The organism is Winogradskya humida, assembly GCF_016862215.1.
In the GTDB taxonomy this organism is placed as follows: domain Bacteria; phylum Actinomycetota; class Actinomycetes; order Mycobacteriales; family Micromonosporaceae; genus Actinoplanes; species Actinoplanes humidus.
The window spans coordinates 1-18388 of record NZ_BOMN01000034.1 but is presented as its reverse complement, the minus strand read 5'-3'; the positions used below and the strand labels follow the sequence as shown (position 1 = coordinate 18388).

Here is an 18388-nt window from a genome sequence, read left to right as displayed (position 1 = left end):
AACCTGGCTGCACCCGGCACGCAGCCGGACAGCACCCTGATCACTAAGGTCCGCACAGGCGCACCCCGGATCGTCGGAGCTGTTGATCCACCGCTTCCGACCACCCCAGGAGCCCGCCCATGCGCCAGCGCCACCTCACCGCCGTCCTCGCCTCCGTCGCCGGAATCGCCCTGGCCGGCCTCCTCGCGGCCCCCGCCACCGCGGCCGTCTCCACCCCCTCCCCCTCCACCGGCTCGACCTCGTCGCCCTCGAACGGGTCGTCGTCTTCTTCCGGGTCGTCGTCTTCTTCCGGGTCGTCGTCTTCTTCCGGGTCGTCGGCGAAGGACGGCGACCGCGCGGGGCGGGGCGGCCACGGCACTCGTGGCGGCGGGCACGGCGAGCGTGATGGGCGCGGTGGGGGGACGGTTACAGCGGTTGATGCGAGCGCTTCGGCCGTCACGGTCAGTCGGCGCGGCAGGGATGGCACTGCGGCCACCGAGACTGTGACCATCGGCAGCGGCGCCACCGTGACCGTGGACGGCAAGGCCGCGACCCTGGCCGACGTGCCAGTGGGCGCGCGGGTGCGATTCGGCTCCGGCTCCTCGGACAGCGAGACCAAGACGATCACCACGGTCACCGCCGTGACCAGCTGGGACTTCCGGCTCGGCGGGACGATCAGCGCGATCGACGCGGCTACCGGCACGCTCACCGTCACCCGACCGGCGCGCGGCAGGAGTGACGACACCAGCACGAGCTCGACCGATTCCGGCACAGCGGTCGTTGTGGGGTCAGAGGCCACCGTGACCGTCGACGGCAAGGCCGCCACGTTCGCGGACCTCACCACCGGGCTGTTCGTCCAGGTCTCCGGCACTCAGAACGCCTCCGGTCAGACCGTCACCAGGGTCACGGCCAGCACCACTGCGCCGGCCCGCCCCACAGCCGGCACCAAGCCCACTTCGAGCACCACGCCGTCCACCACCACGCCGTCCACCACCACGCCGTCCACCACCACGCCGTCCACCTCGACTTCGACCACGGCAGCCAAGACGACCGCCGGTCAGGCGAAGAAGACGGCGACCAAGGTCGTGCAGGCGGCGCGGAAGGCTGCCAAGCAGTAGGGCCGGTCGTAGAGTGGCCGGATGACCGAGGCCGGATGGGTGCAGCACGCGGTGTGGTGGCAGATCTACCCGCTCGGGTTTGCCGGCGCCTATCCGCCGCAGCCTGGTAACGCGGGCGGCGGGTTGGGCAAGCTGCTCCCCTGGCTCGACTATGCGATCGAGATGGGCGCGTCGGGGCTGCTGCTCGGGCCGATCTTCGCGTCCGAGACGCACGGGTACGACACTGTGGACCATTTTCGGATCGACCCGCGGCTGGGTGGCGACGACGAGTTCGATGAGCTCGTCGCTGCCGCGAAGAGCCGGGGTCTGCGGGTGATCCTCGATGGCGTCTTCAACCACGTGGGGCGCCGGCATGCCGCGCTGGGCCATGACAACTGGGTCCGGCGCGGGCCCGACGGGTCCCTGGCGAACTTCGAGGGGCATGACTCGCTCGTCGCGCTGAACCATGCCGAGCCGGCCGTCGCCGATTACGTCAGCGATGTGATGAAGCACTGGCTGCGGCGTGGGGCCGACGGGTGGCGGCTGGACGCGGCGTATGCGACCCCGGCCGAATTCTGGGCCACGGTGCTGCCCCGGGTCCGGGCGGAATTCCCGGAGTCGTACGCGTTCGGCGAGGTCATCCATGGCGATTACGCGGATTTTGTCACCCGGTCGACGCTGGATTCGGTGACGCAGTACGAGCTGTGGAAGGCGACGTGGAGCGCCCTCAACGACGGCAACTTTTTCGAGCTGAGCTGGGCGCTGGAACGGCACAACGGCTTCCTCGACACGTTCGTGCCGCAGACGTTCGTCGGCAACCACGACGTCACGCGGATCGCGAGCAGGCTCACCGACGAGCGTCACATCCCGCTCGCCCTCGCGTTCCTGCTGACCACCGCGGGCACGCCGAGCATCTGGTCCGGTGACGAGCAGGGGTTCCGCGGCGTCAAGGAGGATCGCGCCGGCGGTGATGACGCGGTGCGTCCCGAGTTCCCGGACGAGCCTGCCGGGCTGGCGCCGTACGGTGAAAAGCTCTATCGCCTGCACCAGGAGCTGATCGGGCTGCGGCGGCGGAACCCGTGGTTGCACCGGGCGCGTACCCGTACGGTTCATCTGGCCAATCAGCAGTTCGTCTATGAGGCGTACGACGGTGATTCGAGCCTGGTTGTCGCCCTGAACGCCGCGGATGAGCCGGCGGTGGTGCCCGGGCCCGGCACCGACAAGATCGAGCTGGCACCACAGAGCTGGAAGGTCGTCTCATAGCCGACCCATAGCGAGGGCACAAACCGGGCCCAGGCTACGGGCCGATCGTGAAGGGCATGACCACACTCGACGTCGTCATCCCCGTCTACAACGAGGAGAAGGACCTGGAGAACAGCGTCCTGCGGCTCCTCGACTACTGCCGCCAGGTGCTGCCCTTCGCCTTCCGCATCACCATCGCGGACAACGCGAGCACCGACATGACCCCGCAGGTGGCCCACCACCTGGCGACCCACCTGCCGGAGGTCACCGTCGTGCGCCTCGCGGAGAAGGGCCGAGGGCGGGCGCTCAAGCAGGTGTGGCTGCAGTCGGACGCCCTGGTCTGCGCCTACATGGACGTCGACCTCTCCACGGATCTGGCGGCGCTGCTCCCGCTCGTCGCGCCCCTGGTCTCCGGGCACTCCGACCTGGCCATCGGCTCCCGGTTGCGCCGCGGCTCCCGCGTGGTGCGCGGACCGAAGCGGGAATTCATCTCCCGCAGCTACAACCTGATCCTGCGCGCGACGCTGTCGGCCGGGTTCACCGACGCCCAGTGCGGTTTCAAGGCCATCCGCTCCGACGTCGGGCGCGCGGTGCTGCCTCTGGTCCAGGACACCGGCTGGTTCTTCGACACCGAACTGCTGGTGCTGGCCGAGAAGGCGGGGCTGCGTACGCATGAGGTGCCGGTCGACTGGGTCGACGACCCGAACAGCAAGGTCGACATCGTGGCCACGGCGGCCGAGGACCTTCGGGGAATCGCACGTATGCGGCGTACGGTGCGCAGTCTGCCGCTGGCCGAGATCAAAGCAAGACTCGGCCGGGGAGCTCTCCCCGACCGAGTCCTGGTCTGATGCTTGTGCGGTTTACCGGTAGTTGACGATGATGTCGGCGCGACGGTTACGGGCCATGCCCGCCTTCGTCTTGTTGGTCGCCGACGGGTTGGCGTCGCCCTTCGTGACGATCACCGTGCGGAAGTGCAGCCTGGCCGCGAGGACGCTGCAGACCGCCTTGGCCCGCTTGCGACCCAGTGCGAGGGACGCCGCCTTGTTGCCGCGGTCATCGGTGTGCCCGACGCAGGTGACCGACTTGACGCCGTGCAGCTTGGCCCGCATGGTCGTCAGGTACTTGGCCTGTGCCTTGCTGACCGAGCCCGACGCGGTCGCGAAGTACACCGCACGGGGTGCCGTGAACGAGCTGAGCACCAGGTTGGTCCGGCTGCTGGCCCGCAACGTCTTACCCGAGTCCGGCACGGTCGTGATCGAAACGGCGACGACATAGCCGCCGGGCCGCGCGGTCAGGGCCCGGCCGAGCGGGTTCAGCACGACCCGCACCGCCACGCGCTTGCCGGCGGTGGTCGTCCTGATCGTGCCGGTGCCCAGGACGACCCGCTTGCCGGAGACCGTGCTCCAGAGCTTCACGGTGCTGCGGCCCTTGACCGCCGCGGTGAACGTCGCGGTGGCCGTCATGGTGGCGCTCTTCGGCTGGCCGCTGGTGACGACGAGCTTCGGCACGACCACCTTCACCGAGCCGGTCGACGGTTCCGGGCCGCCGGGGTTCGGGGCACTGAACTCCGTCACCACGGCGGTGTAGGTACCGGTGATCATCGTCCCGATCGAGTCGGTGATCCGGTACGTGACCGGCTTGGCCTTACCGACGAAACCGGTGACCGGGACGAACGTGATGATGCCTGTCGTGGCGTCCACCGCGTACGTTCCCTGGTTCGGGATCGTGACCGTGGTGGCCGGGTTGCCGTCGCCGTCCAGCAGCGTGATGCCACCGCCCTTCGGCACCGGCAGCGTCGTCGTCTGGTTCTCGTCGTTGGCACCGGAGCTGTCCGAGCTGGACGGCGCCACCGTCACCGGCAACGCCATCTGCCGCGTCTGGCCCTGTGCGTCCACGCCCGAAGCGAGGAACGTGTGGTTGCCCGCTTCCAGGCCCGCAGGGATGGTGACCGGCACCGAGAAGGAGCCGTTGGCGTCGGTGGTGACGGTGCCCAGCACGATCGGGTCGGAGTAGATCGTCACCTTCGCGGTCGAGAACGGCGCGAAGCCCGTACCGATAACGGTGATCGTCTGGGCCGGCGTCGCGATCGACAACTGGCCCTTGTCCGTGGTCAGGGTCACCGGGACATCCGTGGGTACGGTCGTCGGCTCCACCGGCGCGGTCGGAATCACCGCGTTCGACGCTCCCGACGCCACCGAAGCGCCACCGGGACCACGCGCGACAACGGTCACCGTGTAGCTGGTGCCCGCGGTCGCCCCGATCACACAGGACCGGTCCGATGCCGAGGACGTGGTGCAGGAGGCCGAGCCCGGCGACGCGTACGCCGTGTAGCCGGTGACGACTCCGGAAGCGGCCGGCCACGACACCGTGATCGACGAGACCCCGGCCGTAGCCGTCGGCGTCCCGGGAGCACCGGGTGCCGCGGGCACAGGCGGCACGGGCACGGAAGGGGTGACGGCCGACGAGTCAGCGGACTCCGGTCCGGTGCCGGCCGAGTTGGTGGCGGCCACCCGCAGCGTATAGGTGGTGCCGTTGGTCAGACCCGACACACTGCACGTCAACGGAGACGCGAACGGCGTGGAGACCGCGCATGTGCTGTCCTTGACCGCCACTCCGTCCTGATAGACCTGCACCCGATACGAGGTGACCGGCAGGCCGCCCGTATCGGACGGCTCGGCCCAGGTCAGGGACGCCACGTTCGGCCCGGCCGAAACCGCGGTGACGGCCGGCGCCTTCGGCTTGTCGACCGGTGTGGCCGAGGCCGAAGGACCGGACTCCGGACCGTAACCCTCCTTGTTGGTGGCCTTGACCGTGAACGTGTACGCGGTGCCATTGGTGAGACCGGTGACCGGGCATTCCAGCACCGTCTCCTCGGTGACACCCGTCAGCGAACAGGTGGCATCTGCGACTGCCACGCCGTCCTTGGATGCCTGCACCAGGTAGCCGGTGATCGCCGCGCCACCGCCGACCGCCGGCGCGGACCACGTCACGGTCACCTTCGCGGGGCTTGCCACCGCCGCCGTCACCGTCGGCGCACCCGGCACATCCACCGGGACGACCTCCGGTGAAGCTACGGAGAACTCGCCGTCACCGAACTTCGTGACCGCCGAAACCTTGAACGTGTATTTCACACCGTTGGTCAAACCGGTGACCTCGCACTGGAGCACCGAATCCTTAGTGACGTCCGGCAACGGACAGCCGACACCTTCAAGGTCGACCCCGTCCCGGTACGCCTGCACCACGTAATCGGTGATGGGCAGACCACCGGTGTCCTCCGGCGCGTCCCACTTCACGAGGACCTTCTCCGGACCGGGGACAACCTGTGTCACCTTCGGCGGCTTCGGCTTGTCCAGCGGAACCGCTTCCTGCTCCGCCGCGGACTCCTTGCCCTTGCCCTTCTTGTTGTACGCCGTGACCGTGAACGTGTACTTCTCGCCGTTGGTCAGACCCGCGACCTCGCACTGCAGCGCGGGCGAACCGGTGAGATCGTCCAGCGAACACGAGTTGACCGCCGTGTTGCCCCGGTACGCCCGCACCACGTACTTGGTGATCGCCGACCCGCCGTCAAGGCTGGGCGGGGACCACTTGACCAGCACCTTCTCCGGGCTGGGAAGCGCCGCCGTGATAGCGGCCGCGCCCGGCACATCGATCGGGGTCTCCTCCTGCGACGGCGTTGACTCCTCGCTCGGACCCATCTTGTTGTACGCCGTCACGGTGAACGTGTACGTCTCGCCGTTGACCAGCCCGACAACCTCACACTCGAGGGCCTTGGTGACATCCGTCAACGGACACGAGGCGACAGGCGACTGCCCACCCTTCGCGTACGCCCGGACGACGTACTCGGTGATCGCCGTGCCACCGTCGAGCGTCGGCGCGGACCACGTCACCAATGCCCGCTCCGCGCCGGGCTGCACACCGGTCACCGACGGCGCCCCCGGCTTGCCGACCGGAATGGCCGGCTGCGACGGATCAGACTCGGTATCACCTATGGTGTTGCTCGCCGTAACGGTGAACGTGTATTCGTCACCGTTGGTCAGACCGGTGACATCACACTGCGACTCCGGCAGCGACAGCAGGCTGATCACTGCTTGCACCGGCTGCACCGGCACGCACGTCGCGTTGTTCACCGCGACATTGTTCTTGTACGCCTGGACCAGATAGGTGGTCGGCAGGCCACCCTCGTCCTCCGGCGCAATCCACTTCACGGTCACCTTCGCCGACCCGGAAACCGCGGCGGTCACCAGCGGTTTGGCCGGCTTGTCGACCGGGGTGACCGCCGTCGTCGCGGCAGACTCCGGACCGGTGCCGAGCGAATTCCGCGCCGTGACCGTGAACGTGTACTTCTCGCCGTTCACCAGGTCGGGAACAGCGCACTCCAGCTCCGTCTGCTGGGTGATCGTCCCCAGCGAGCACGTTCCGACGGGCGCCTGCACACCGGCTTTGTACGCGCTGACGACGTACTCCACGATCGCCAAGCCGCCGTCGGCAGGCGCCGACCAGCGAACTGTTACTGCCCTCGGGCCGGGAACCGCCCCGGTCACCGTCGGTGCCGCCGGCTTGTCGAGAGGAGCGGCCGGTGCCGACTCAGCCGATTCCGGCCCGTCACCCTCCGAATTTTTCGCCGTCACCGTAAACGTGTAGGCCACGCCGTTGGTCAGGCCGTTGACCGGGCATTCCAGCACCGTCGACTCAGTGACATTCTCAATCACACAAGAAGAGACAGGACCATCCACATCCTTGGTGTACGCCCGGACGACGTATTCGGTGATGCTCGCACCGCCGGTGTCCGGCGCGGACCAGGTCACCACGGCCTTGCCGGCGGCGGCATTCACCTGCGGCGCGCCCGGCGCTTTCGGCTTGTCCACCGGTGTGGCCGGCAGCGAACTCGCCGACGTGGCAGTGGCGTTCGCCTGGTTGGTCGCCTTCACCATGAACGTGTACTCAGTACCGTTCGTCAAGCCGGTCACATCACACTGCAACACCGTCACAGCCTCCAGGGGCGGCTTCACCTCAAGCTCGAGCCGCAATGCCAGCGAGGCCGCCAGCCTCCCCGAGATACTGAGGTCTCCCCCGGGAATGCCCCCTCCACCCGGGATCTCCTCTGTCGGATCGACAGTGGGGTCAACAGTCGGATCAACAGTCGGATCGACCGTGGGGTCAACAGTCGGATCGACAGTCGGATCAACCGTGGGGTCGACAGTGGGGTCAACGGTCGGGTCAACCGTGGGGTCGACAGTCGGATCAACAGTCGGATCGACAGTCGGGTCAACAGTCGGATCAACCGTGGGATCGACAGTCGGATCAACAGTCGGATCAACGGTCGGATCAACCGTGGGATCAACGGTCGGATCGACAGTCGGATCAACGGTCGGATCAACCGTGGGATCGACAGTCGGGTCAACGGTCGGGTCAACCGTGGGATCAACGGTCGGGTCAACCGTGGGATCAACGGTCGGGTCAACCGTGGGATCAACGGTCGGGTCAACCGTGGGATCAACCGTCGGATCCGGGGTGGGCTCTACCGGGGGGGCGATCGTCAGCAGGCACGACTTGTCCAGGACGAGCTGGTTGTCGGCGTAGACCTGGACCTCGTACTTGGTGATCGGTGAGTCACCGTCGGAGGCCGGCGGGTTCCACTTCACGGTGACCTTGCCCGGGGCGGGCACCGCAGCGACCACGTTCGGTGCCCCCAGGACCGCCAGCGGGGTGGCCTCATCGGAAGCGCTCGACTCCACGCCCCAGCCGACGGTGTTCCTCGCCTGCACCCGGAAGGTGTACGTGAGGCCGTTGGTCAGACCGGTGACGTCGCACGTCAGCAGGATTGTCGTCTCCGGTGAGCAGGTCTTGCCCTCCACAGCGTCGTTGCCCAGGTACGCCTGCACCTTGTAGGTCGTGATCGTCGAACCACCGTCGCTCGCCGGCTTGGTCCAGCTCACCCGGGTCTGCCCCGGACCTGCGACCACCGTGGGGGCCACGGGCGCTCCGGGAGCGATCGCCGTCTTCGCAAGCCGCACGACCTGCCCGCTGCCGCGGAGCACCATGTAGAGGCGGCCGTCCGGGTCGACGTCGAGGCCGTACGGCTGGGCGAGCGGCGAGTTCAGAGCCGGGCCGTTCACGGCCGGCACCGACGCGAACAGCAGATTCCCGGCCAACAGCGTCAGGTCCCCGACGTACTTCCCCACGTCGATCCGGTCCAGGAAGCCGTACCCGTTCGCCCCGAACAGCTCGCCGCCCGCGTTCATGGCGAGCGCCTCGTACGTCTGCCCGCTCCTGATGACCGACAGGTTGCCGTTCGTGTCGACCCTGTAGACCTCGCCGCCGAAGCTGGTCTCGGAGAGGTAGGTGAACCCACCTTCCGGATCCACGGTGATGCCCGCCGGGGTGGTGAAGGTCTGGTTCAACGCGACACCCGCCCCGGCGTGCCCGGCCGAGCCCGTGCCCGCGACGACGCTGAGGGTGTCCGTGGTGAGGTCGACTTTGGCGAATTGGCGGTTGCCAGCGGCTGCGAAGTACAGGTAGTTACCGACAACCGTGAGCTGCCTCAGCCCGCTCACCGATTTGGGGAAAACGGGCCCGTTGGTCAAAGGCGCCGAGCTCGGCACTCCGAGCAACATAGCGCCGACCATGTAGGACGAAATGACGCCGTTCTGGTCGACCTTGTAAATAGCGCCTCTGGTCTGATCGGCTACATAGAGGTTGCCGCCGTGGTAGGCGACACCGCTGAGCGTCCCAAGTTGCGCGACGGTCGCCTGCCCGCTCGGAAGGATCAGACCTGGAAGTGGGTTGCAGACCGAGCCTACGACGACGGTCATGGCGCCTTGCGGGGTGACCTTCTTGACCTGGCAGTTCGCGCCGTCGGCTATGTACAGGTTTCCGCCGGGATCGAACGCGACGTCGGTCGGCTGGTTCAACTGGGACGTCAATGCCGTACCGGTGTTCGACGATCCGGTGGTCCCGGTGCCGGCGACCACGGTGAGGTCGAGTGCGGTGGTCGCGGCGAGCGCGGGGGCGGGGGCCGTTAGCAACGCGGCCCCCATGAGGAAGGCGGTGGCTGCTGCGATGACGGTGCGGCGAACTGACGTTGACATGGTTGTCCCAGGGCTGAGGGTGAGTCGATTCGCGCGTACCGTAAGCAGGTTTTTTGTGGCGAATACGACTTTTCCTCAACTAGCCCCGCTGGCGGCGGGACGGCTGGGGAAGGGGGATATCCCCGGGCTAGGCGTGGAAAGAGCGCTCGATGACCAGACGCAGGGCGGCGCGGTGCTCGTCGTCGGCGGAGGGCGGGAGGACCATGGGGGCGACGGCTGACCAGCTCAGTGCGACGCCCGCCAGCATGGCCAGGATGTTCGCCGGACTGATGTCGGGGGTTACCACGCCGGCTGTCTGGGCCGCTGCGACCTGGTCGAGCTTTTCCTGCCAGGCGTCGTCGTCCAGGTTCGGGGGGACGCCTTCGAGCCGGGCCCACGTCAGCAGCCGGATCAGGTCCGGGCGGTCCATGGTGCCGTTGTAGAGGCCTACGGCGTACCCGGGGAGGTCGTCGGGGGTGAACGGGGTGGCCTCGACGAGCACGGCCGCATTCTGGTTGAAGACCGCGCGGAAGAGGGCCAGTTTGTCGCCGTAGTAGGCGTAGATCTGGGCCTTGGCCACCTCGGCGCGTGCTGCGATGCGGTCGACGCGGGCTCCCGCGATGCCGTGCTCGGCGAAGTCCTCGGTCGCCGCCGCGAGGATACGTTTGCGGGTGCCGTCGGCGTCGCGGGTTCTCATGATGACAAGTTACCAACTGGTCGGTTGCGTTCTTGGCAAGGTCGCCCTACGTTAGTTACCAACTAGTCGGTAACGAGCTGGAGGCAGTCGTGCTGAAGTACACGGTCGAGAAAGCGGGCGCTGCGGTGCGGGCGATCGAGAGTGACGCGCCGCCGTTGAAGCCACGCGAGGTCGAGGTCGCGGTGAGTCACTGCGGCGTGTGCCTGACCGATGTGAACCTGATCGACGACCTCTACGGGATCACGCGCTTCCCGTTCGTCGCCGGGCACGAGTCCATCGGAGTGGTCACCGCGGTCGGCGCCGACGTGGATCCGCGGTTCGTGGCGGTCGGGCAGCGGGTCGGGGTCGGTGCCATCGGCGGGTCCTGCGAGACCTGCGAGTGGTGTCTCAGCGGCCGGCAGAACCTGTGCCCGGACAAGGACGACCTCGTGGGCCGGGGCGACGGTGGTGCGTTCACGAGTCACGTACGGGCCAGCGACTGGCGGCACGTTCAGCAGATCCCCGAGGCTCTGCCGTCGGCTGCGGCGGCGCCGTTGCTGTGCGCCGGATCGACGGTGTTCCCGCCGTTGCTGCGGAACGGCGTACGCCCGACGGACCGGGTCGCGGTTGTCGGTGTCGGCGGGCTCGGACACCTGGCGATCAAGTTTCTCGCCGCGTGGGGCTGCCACGTCACCGCGATCACGTCGACGGCGGCCAAGGCTTCGGACGCCCGGCGGTTCGGGGCGCACGAGGTCATCGCCGCCAAGGACCTGACGGCGAGCTCGTTCGACTTCGTGCTGTCGACCGCGCCCGGAGATCTGCCGTGGGGCGACTACGTGAAAGCGCTCCGGCCCCGCGGCACGCTGTGCTTCGTCGGGGTGCCGCACGCACCCGTGTCGTTCGGCGGCATCGACCTGATGACGGGTGAGCGGCGGGTCGTCGGTGGCGTGGTCGGCACACCGGTCGAGGTGCAGCTCATGCTGGAGTTCGCAGCCCGGCACGGCATCGTCGCGGAGATCGAGACCTACCCGGTGGCACGGATCGACGACGCCATCGAGCGGGTGCGCCGCGGCGACGCCCGCTACCGCGTGGTGCTGGAGATGTGATGGGTCATGCCAGGGGGAAGATCGCCTACGCAGTGAGGCTAAATGTTGCGCCGGATCCTGGGATCCAGCAACTTTCTGCAATCTCGCTCGTCAAATCCGGCCAATCGCGTCTGACAGCACAACACATGTTTTCCGCCCAGACGCGATTGGCCCACGTTTGACACTTGACGCCGCAGAAGGTTGCGGCATAGCCGCTTCCGGCGCAACTTCGTGCCCATAACCAGCTCCTGCCGCCATCGCACGACACGAGGGCGCATCTGACGGACCTCGGCGCATGCCGCCATGATCCGCCGGATGCGCCCTAACGCGGTGCGCCCTAACGCGGGGGCGAGAGTGCGCGGCTGACGTCGGCGTTGGGGCCGTAGGCCGTGAGGAACTTGTCGCGGAAGTCGCTCATCTGCCAGACCGGGGCGTTGGTGGCGGGCTTGATGCCGTCGGTCCAGTTCCAGTCGGCGATCTTGTCGAGGACCGCCTTGTCCTTGGCGACGATGGTGATCGGCACATCGTGGCTGGCGTTGTCGCCGACGACGATCGGGGCCGGCTGGTGGTCGCCGAGGAAGACCATGACGGTGTTGTCGTCGCCGAACTTCTCCAGGTACGAGATGATCGTGGTCAGCGTGTACTGGACCGAGCGGCCGTACTCGTGCTTGATCTTGGCCGGGTCCTTCCAGACCGTGCCCGCCCGCTTGGCGCTCTTCTGCAGCTGGGTGTAGATCGAGCCGTCGCCGACGTCGTCCCAGTCGATGAACGTCGGCAGCGGCGCCCACGGCGTGTGGCTGGAGACCAGCGGCATCTCCACGAACAGCGGCGAGTGGGCCGGGCCGTGCACGTTCTTCTGGAACCAGTCGAGCGTGTACTGGTCCGGCTGCGGGCCCCAGCCGAAGTTGGGGCCGACGTAGCCGGTGTTGCGGGAGTCGTAGACCCGGTTGTAGCCGTAGAAGTTGCCCTCGGGGAACGCCCGGGTGGCGCCCGGCATCACGCTCATCGTGTCGAAGTTGGCCTTCTTGAACAGGCTCGTGAGCGTGAGCCGGTCGCTGGAGGTCAGGTTGCGGTAGCGCTGCTGGTTGTTGATCCACAGCCCGGAGAGCAGCGTCGAGTGGGCCAGCCAGCTGCCGCCGCCGGCCGTGGGCGAGGTCAGCCAGCCGCTCTTGGCGACATATCCGGCCTTCGCCAGCGACGCGGAGCCGTCGTCCAGCACCTTTACCGTGCCGGAGTTGAGCGCCGGGTCCTCGATCGCGGAGCGGCCGTAGCTCTCCACGAACGTGAGCAGGACGTCCTTGCCACGCAACGAGGTGAGGAGCTGGTCCGCGGGGGTGGTCGCGTACGCGTCGATCTGCACCTCGCGGGCGAAGTTGCGCTCGTCGTTGATGCCGCGCTTGACCATGTGGGCACGGGCGTACGCGTACGCGTAGCTGCTCTGTGCCGCTAGGGGCATGTTGTTGAAGGTCGTCACGCCGACCAGCAGCAGCACCGTCCAGAGCGCGGTGCCACTCACCGCCGTGCTCAGCGTGATCCGGCGATGCCGGTCGGCGACCTTGATGATCCGCAGCGCGGACAGCGTGGTCAGCCCCAGGACCAGCACCACGAGCAGGGCGATGACGGCGATCGCGCCGACCACGCCGGGGGTGCCCGCGGTGTCCTTGACGAAGGACTCGGCGTCGTCGAAGAGCACCCAGTCGAGCACCGGGTCGAACGGGCGGGCCAGGAACTTGTAGAAGCCCATGTCCAGCATCTTCTCGATGGTGAGCAGGCCCAGGCCGGCGCCGAGCACGCCGGCGGCGATCCGCTTCCACTTGGAGCTGGGGATGAGCAGCAGCAGCCCGATGGCGACGAAGCCCTCGATCGGCAGCCGGACGTAGGTGCCCGGGCGCTCGAAGCGGCTGATGATGTTGGGCAGGATCAGTGCGGCGAAGATCAGCAGTATGGCCGCGGCAGTGAGGGCATGGCCTGCGATCTTCTTGTAACGGCCGGGCACTTTTTCAGACGCCGCAGCAGCATCCGTGGTGGCCTCTTCCGAGGCCGAAGCCGGAGCTTCTGAAACAGACAAGACGTAGCCCTCCTCCGGGACACTCCAGAAGGCGTTACGGATCTCGCCGGGCAGTAGTTCAATGCAGGCGTGACCGATCAACCGGCGTTCGTCCTGCACGACCATCGCAAGCCCCGCCCGCATTTCGATCTTCGCCTGGAAGAAGGGGGTGTGCTGCGCTCGTGGGCGCTGCCCAAGGGCCTGCCGCCCGACTCCGCGCACAACCGGCTGGCGGTCGCCGTGCCCGATCATGATCTGGATCACTTGACCTACACGGACGAGCACAAATTCATCGCCGACATCGGCTGGTGGGAGCTCGTCGACCGGTCGGAGAAGCGGTTCGTGTTCACCCTCCACGGCCGGGACGCGCCCCGCCGGTTTGCCCTGATCCACACCGACCCGCCCAACTGGCTGCTCCATCTGACCAAGGAGCAGCCACGTATTGACACATAGGAAGGTATGGATGGAGGCTGATCCTCGACATGGCATGACATCGATGTCAGTAGGGGAATCGCATGCTCGGACGCCGTACCGTAGCCGCCCTCGCGGGTTTGGCCCTGACAGTCCCGATCGGGGCGGCCGCCCGGGCCGCCGACCTCCCGCCGCTGGTCTCGGACCCGGCGGCCTACGTGAACCCGCTCATCGGCAGCACCAACCTCGGTAACACGTACCCGGGGGCGGTCACGCCGTTCGGCATGCTGGCGTGGAGCCCGCAGACCTCGCGCGGGACCCAGATCTCGACCCCGGCACCCGGCGGGTACCAGTACACGGCGACCCGGATCCGCGGGCTGAGCCTGACCCACCTCAGCGGGGTCGGTTGCTCGGGGGCCAACGGCGACATACCGATCCTGCCGCAGGTCGGCGACATCACCAGCTCGCCGACCGCGGACGCCACCGACGCCGTCTTCGCCAGCACGTTCTCGCACGCCAACGAGGTCGCCAAGCCCGGCTACTACAAGGTCGGGCTGGACAGCGGCGCGGGCGCGGAGTTGACCGCCACCCCGCGGACCGGTTTCGGCAAGTTCACGTTCCCCGCCGACAAGGCCGCCAACCTGCTGTTCCGCACCTCGATGTCGGAGACCGGGAGCGAGGACGCGAGCGTGCACATCGACCCGGTCACGCAGACGATCACCGGCTCGGTCAGCGCCGGCAACTTCTGCGGGCCACAGAGCACGGACAACTCGCACGCGTACTACACGCTGCACTTCACCGCGAAGCTCGACCAGCCGTTCGCGGCCACCGGCACGTGGAAGGACGCGACCCTCACGCCGGGCAGCACGGACGCGCAGGGCGGCAGCGGCTACAGCAGCACCGGCCGGCCGGTCGCGGGCAAGGGCTCCGGCGGGTACGTGACCTTCGCACCCGGCACCACGAACGTGAACATGCGCGTCGCGATCTCGTACGTGAGCCTCGACGGCGCGGCGGCGAACCTCGCGGCGGAGTCACCCGACCGGCTCTCGTTCGCCGCGATCCAGGCGGGCGCGCGTTCAGCCTGGTCGGCCCGGCTGAAGAAGATCGGCATCGGGGGCGGCACCGAGGATCAGAAGACGACGTTCTACACGGCGCTCTACCACTCGATGCTCGAACCGACGCTGACCAGCGACGTGAACGGCAAGTATTACGGCTCCGATGACGCTGTCCACACGTTATCCACAGGACAAAAGGCCCAATACGGGACGTTCTCCGGCTGGGATGTGTATCGGGCGCAGGTTCAGCTGCTCGCGCTGCTCGACCCGAAGATGGCCGCGGACTACGCGCAGAGCCTGTTCAACTATGCCACCCAGCGCGACGGCGAATGGGACCGCTGGCTGCTGCAGCACGGCAAGACCGCGGTGATGTCCGGCGACCCGGCCGCTGCCGCCGTGGCCGGCATGTACGCGTTCGGCGCCCGCGACTTCGACGTCCAGGGCGCGTTCGACTCCCTCGTCACGGCCGCAACCGTACCGACGGCGAACGACTCCAGCGACGCGGGCTGCAATGTCGAGTGCGTCGGCCAGCGCCCCGCCCTCGACAAGTACCTCCAGCTCGGCTACGTCCCCGCCGACGACTGCCACTGCTGGGGCGGCGCCGCGGAGACCCTGGAGGACGCGGCGGCCGACTACGGCATCGCCCAGCTCGCCAAGGCCGTCGGTGACGACGACAAGTACGCCGCCTTCCTGGCCCGCTCGCACAACTGGCGCAACGTGTTCGACGTGAACGCGCAGATCGATGCCGGCCTCGAGCACAACATCCGGGAGCGGATCACCGAGATCCAGGCGAGCGCGGAGAACCCCCCGGGCGAGGGCAAAGCCCAGGCCTTCGACGGCGACAAGGGCACCAAGTGGCTCACGTTCGCCAATACCGGCTGGGTGCAGGCCAGGACGGATGCACCGCTGACAGTCGGCAGGTACGCGCTGACGTCCGCCAACGACGTACCCGGCCGCGACCCGAAGGACTGGACGCTGCAGGGCTCGGCGGACGGCACCACGTGGACGACGCTCGACACCCAGGCCGGTCAGAGCTTCGAACAGCGCGGGCAGACCAAGGAGTACGCGATTGCCGACCCGCAGCCGTACGCGTACTACCGGCTGACCGTGACGGCGAACGGCGGCGAGCCGATCGTGCAGCTCGGCGAGCTGGAACTGGCCGACCCGGCGGTGCCGACCCCGGTGCCGGACGGCGACCTGCACAAGGGCTGGATGCGCGACCGCTACGCCGACGGCACCTGGGCCGGTGGCTTCAGCCCCTCGACCGGCACCGGCTTCGTCGAGGGCAGCAGCGCGCAGTACACCTGGATGGTCTACTCCGACGTCACCACGCTGGCCCAGAAGATGGGCGGGAACGCCACGGCGATCGAGCGGCTGGACAGCTTCTTCCGCAAGCCCGACGGCACGTTCGACCTCAGCGCCACGAGCGGCACGAAGTTCGACGCCACCAACGAGCCCGACATCCAGACGCCGTACCTCTACAACTACTTCGGTAGCGCGTACAAGACGCAGGAGACGGTCCGGGCGATCATCGACCAGAAGTGGAGCAACGGCACCGGCGGCATCCCCGGCAACGACGACGCCGGCACGATGAGCGCCTGGTACGTCTTCTCCGCCCTCGGCCTCTACCCGACGGTGCCGACCCGCGCCGAACTCGCCCTGACCAGCCCGCTCTTCCCGCGGGCCGTGGTGCACCTGGCGACCGGCAAGGACCTCACGATCGAGGCACCACGCACGGGCGACACGGCGATCTACGTAAAGAATTTGACTGTGAACGGGAAAACGACCACCAAGGGATGGCTCGCCGCCGACGCGGTCACCAAGGGCGCAAAGCTCAGTTACACCCTGTCGACCACCCCCAGCCTGACCTGGGGTAGTGGCCCGGGCGACGTACCCCCGCAGAACTAGCGACGTGCCCCCGCGGAGCTAGTTGCACTGCGGTTGCTAACCCGGCGGAAGCCGGACAAGGTGTGCCCTGGCGAGGGATCGTCGGGGCACACCTTGGTTTGTGTCCCGGGCCGGTGGATACCGTGTGAGATCGGGGCCGCCGGTCCCAGAGCCAACGACGGGAGCTTGCCGAGCCCATGCCGCCCTCCGCCGACCTGCCGAGCTTCCTGCACAGCGTGGCCCCCATCCTCGACAAATGGGGCTACCTGGCCGTTGCCGCCATCATCCTGGTGGAGAGTTTCGGGATGCCCGCTCCCGGCCAGACGATCATGGTGGCCGCGGCCATCTACTCAAGCTGGGGACGCCTGGACATCTGGGCGGTGGGAATCATCGCCTTCGTCGCAGCCGTGCTCGGCGACAACATCGGCTACTGGATCGGCGTTCGCGGCGGCCGCAAGGCGGTACACCGTTTCGGGAAATACATTTTCATCACCCCGGAACGCCTGGAACGGGCTGAATTGTTCTTCGCCCGCCGCGGTAACCGGATCGTGGTCGTGGCCCGCTTCATCGACGGCCTGCGCCAGCTCAACGGCGTGATCGCCGGCATCACCGCGATGCCGTGGCGCACATTCCTGATCTACAACGCGATCGGCGCGGCGCTGTGGGTGGGCTGGTGGACAACCATCGCGTACCTCCTCGGCACGCATCTGGTCGAGATCATCGACCGCGCCCACGAATACAAATGGTTCGCGATAGCCGCGGTCATTCTCGCCATCGGCGCCTACGTCTTCTTCCACATGCGCCACATCCGCAAGCGAAAGGCCCGCCTCGCCGAGGCGGTCAAAACGACCGAATCCAAGGCGTGACGGGCCTATTTAATTACGCGTGACCGTGGCGGGACAACCGCAAACACGACGACCTGCGTTATTCAGGGCGGTCCTCGATCGTCACGTACCGGTGGTGGTCCCGCCCTGCGTCGTCGTGCCCCCACCCTGCTGAGTGGTCCCGTCCTGCTGAGCGGTGCCGTTCTGGGTCGCGCCTTGCTGGGTGGTGCCGCCGGGGCCGGCGCCCTGGCCGAAGCCGCCGCCCTGCTGCCCGCCGCCCTGCTGGCCCTGGGTGCCGCCCTGCTGGGTGGTGGTGGCCAGGTTCGAGTCGGTGATCGTCGTGGCCGTCGAGGTGTCCCCCGAGGCCGTCGCGACGACCCGGACGGTGTGCCCGGAGGCAACTTCCGTGATCTTGCTCTGGCCGTTGTCGACGCTGGTGTCGCCGCCGATCGTGTAGCTCTTGCTGTAGCCGTCCGCGCTCTTGACCGTGATCGAGTCCGAGCTGACCGCCGACACCGTGCCGGCCTGCGTCTCCTGCGTGACATAACCGCCGTTACCGTCCGACACCACATACGTGCCGTGCAGCGCGCTCGTAGTCGTCCCGCCACCACGGCCCGTAGTCCCCTGGCCGCCACCCGTCGTACCCTGGCCGCCGCCCGTCGCGCCCTGGCCGCCGCCGGGGAAGCCCTGCCCGCCGCCGCCGAAACCACCGGCCGCCGAACTGCCGCTGTCGTCCCCGCCGGCCTTCACGATCCCGACGGTGATGCCGGCCGTGGCGATCGCGGTGGCCACGAGAGCCCCGGCCACCGCGATCTTCGCCCGATGCCTACCGACACCGGCCTGCCCCTCACCCCCGGTCGGCGGCCGCCACTCAGGCGGCGCCCCCGACCCCGACCCACCCCCGCCATACGCGGGATACATCTCAACGCCCTGACCGGGACCCGGCACGACGCCCTGACCGGGACCCGGCACGACGCCCTGACCGGGACCCGGCACGACGCCCTGACCGGGACCCGGC

At 68.1% G+C, this 18388-nt stretch carries 9 protein-coding genes and 2 pseudogenes; 7 read left to right on the top strand and 4 right to left on the bottom strand.

Going from position 1 to position 18388, the window contains the following annotated elements:
* Positions 1–119: 119 nt before the first annotated feature.
* The 3 genes and pseudogenes from Ahu01nite_RS14960 to Ahu01nite_RS14950 all read left to right on the top strand — a co-directional run.
* The gene (locus tag Ahu01nite_RS14960; RefSeq protein WP_203837120.1) at positions 120–1097 is read left to right on the top strand and encodes a hypothetical protein; all 978 of its coding nucleotides are present in this window, start codon (positions 120–122) and stop codon (positions 1095–1097) included.
* 21 nt (positions 1098–1118) lie between these two features.
* The gene (locus Ahu01nite_RS14955) at positions 1119–2339 is read left to right on the top strand and encodes an alpha-amylase family protein (protein WP_203837119.1); all 1221 of its coding nucleotides are present in this window, start codon (positions 1119–1121) and stop codon (positions 2337–2339) included.
* A gap of 56 nt (positions 2340–2395) precedes the next feature.
* A pseudogene (locus tag Ahu01nite_RS14950) lies at positions 2396–3163 on the top strand (dolichyl-phosphate beta-glucosyltransferase); the annotation flags it as partial.
* 15 nt (positions 3164–3178) lie between these two features.
* Here Ahu01nite_RS14950 and Ahu01nite_RS14945 read toward each other — a convergent pair.
* Positions 3179–9406: a fibronectin type III domain-containing protein gene (locus Ahu01nite_RS14945; protein WP_203837117.1), complete on the bottom strand. Its 6228-nt coding sequence runs from the start codon at positions 9404–9406 to the stop codon at positions 3179–3181.
* A 127-nt stretch (positions 9407–9533) separates the two neighbouring features.
* Positions 9534–10082: a TetR/AcrR family transcriptional regulator gene (locus tag Ahu01nite_RS14940; protein WP_239158853.1), complete on the bottom strand. Its 549-nt coding sequence runs from the start codon at positions 10080–10082 to the stop codon at positions 9534–9536.
* 89 nt (positions 10083–10171) lie between these two features.
* Here Ahu01nite_RS14940 and Ahu01nite_RS14935 point away from each other — a divergent pair, with 89 nt between their 5' ends.
* Positions 10172–11167: an alcohol dehydrogenase catalytic domain-containing protein gene (locus Ahu01nite_RS14935; protein ID WP_239158852.1), complete on the top strand. Its 996-nt coding sequence runs from the start codon at positions 10172–10174 to the stop codon at positions 11165–11167.
* A 316-nt stretch (positions 11168–11483) separates the two neighbouring features.
* Here Ahu01nite_RS14935 and Ahu01nite_RS14930 read toward each other — a convergent pair whose 3' ends face one another.
* Positions 11484–13214, bottom strand: a complete 1731-nt coding sequence (locus tag Ahu01nite_RS14930; protein WP_239158851.1) for a sulfatase-like hydrolase/transferase — start codon at positions 13212–13214, stop codon at positions 11484–11486.
* 69 nt (positions 13215–13283) lie between these two features.
* On the opposite strand from Ahu01nite_RS14930, the gene Ahu01nite_RS14925 reads away from it, so the two are divergent.
* From Ahu01nite_RS14925 to Ahu01nite_RS14915, 3 genes are all read left to right on the top strand, one after another.
* On the top strand, positions 13284–13646 hold the full coding sequence (locus tag Ahu01nite_RS14925; protein ID WP_203837115.1) for a DNA polymerase ligase N-terminal domain-containing protein: 363 nt from the start codon (positions 13284–13286) through the stop codon (positions 13644–13646).
* Positions 13647–13708: 62 nt separating this feature from the next.
* Entirely contained in the window at positions 13709–16567 is a 2859-nt protein-coding gene (locus Ahu01nite_RS14920) for a GH92 family glycosyl hydrolase (RefSeq protein WP_203837114.1), read from the top strand.
* 176 nt (positions 16568–16743) lie between these two features.
* Complete coding sequence (locus Ahu01nite_RS14915; protein WP_203837113.1) at positions 16744–17412, top strand: DedA family protein; 669 nt, start codon at positions 16744–16746, stop codon at positions 17410–17412.
* Positions 17413–17493: 81 nt separating this feature from the next.
* Here Ahu01nite_RS14915 and Ahu01nite_RS14910 read toward each other — a convergent pair.
* A pseudogene (locus Ahu01nite_RS14910) lies at positions 17494–18388 on the bottom strand (hypothetical protein); the annotation flags it as partial.

Coding starts and splice junctions, on each gene's coding strand:
- Ahu01nite_RS14915 (WP_203837113.1), top strand. CDS start 16,744: ATGCCGCCCTCCGCCGACCTGCCGAGCTTCCTGCACAGCGTGGCCCCC.
- Ahu01nite_RS14940 (WP_239158853.1), bottom strand. CDS start 10,082: ATGAGAACCCGCGACGCCGACGGCACCCGCAAACGTATCCTCGCGGCG.
- Ahu01nite_RS14945 (WP_203837117.1), bottom strand. CDS start 9,406: ATGTCAACGTCAGTTCGCCGCACCGTCATCGCAGCAGCCACCGCCTTC.
- Ahu01nite_RS14920 (WP_203837114.1), top strand. CDS start 13,709: ATGCTCGGACGCCGTACCGTAGCCGCCCTCGCGGGTTTGGCCCTGACA.
- Ahu01nite_RS14960 (WP_203837120.1), top strand. CDS start 120: ATGCGCCAGCGCCACCTCACCGCCGTCCTCGCCTCCGTCGCCGGAATC.
- Ahu01nite_RS14955 (WP_203837119.1), top strand. CDS start 1,119: ATGACCGAGGCCGGATGGGTGCAGCACGCGGTGTGGTGGCAGATCTAC.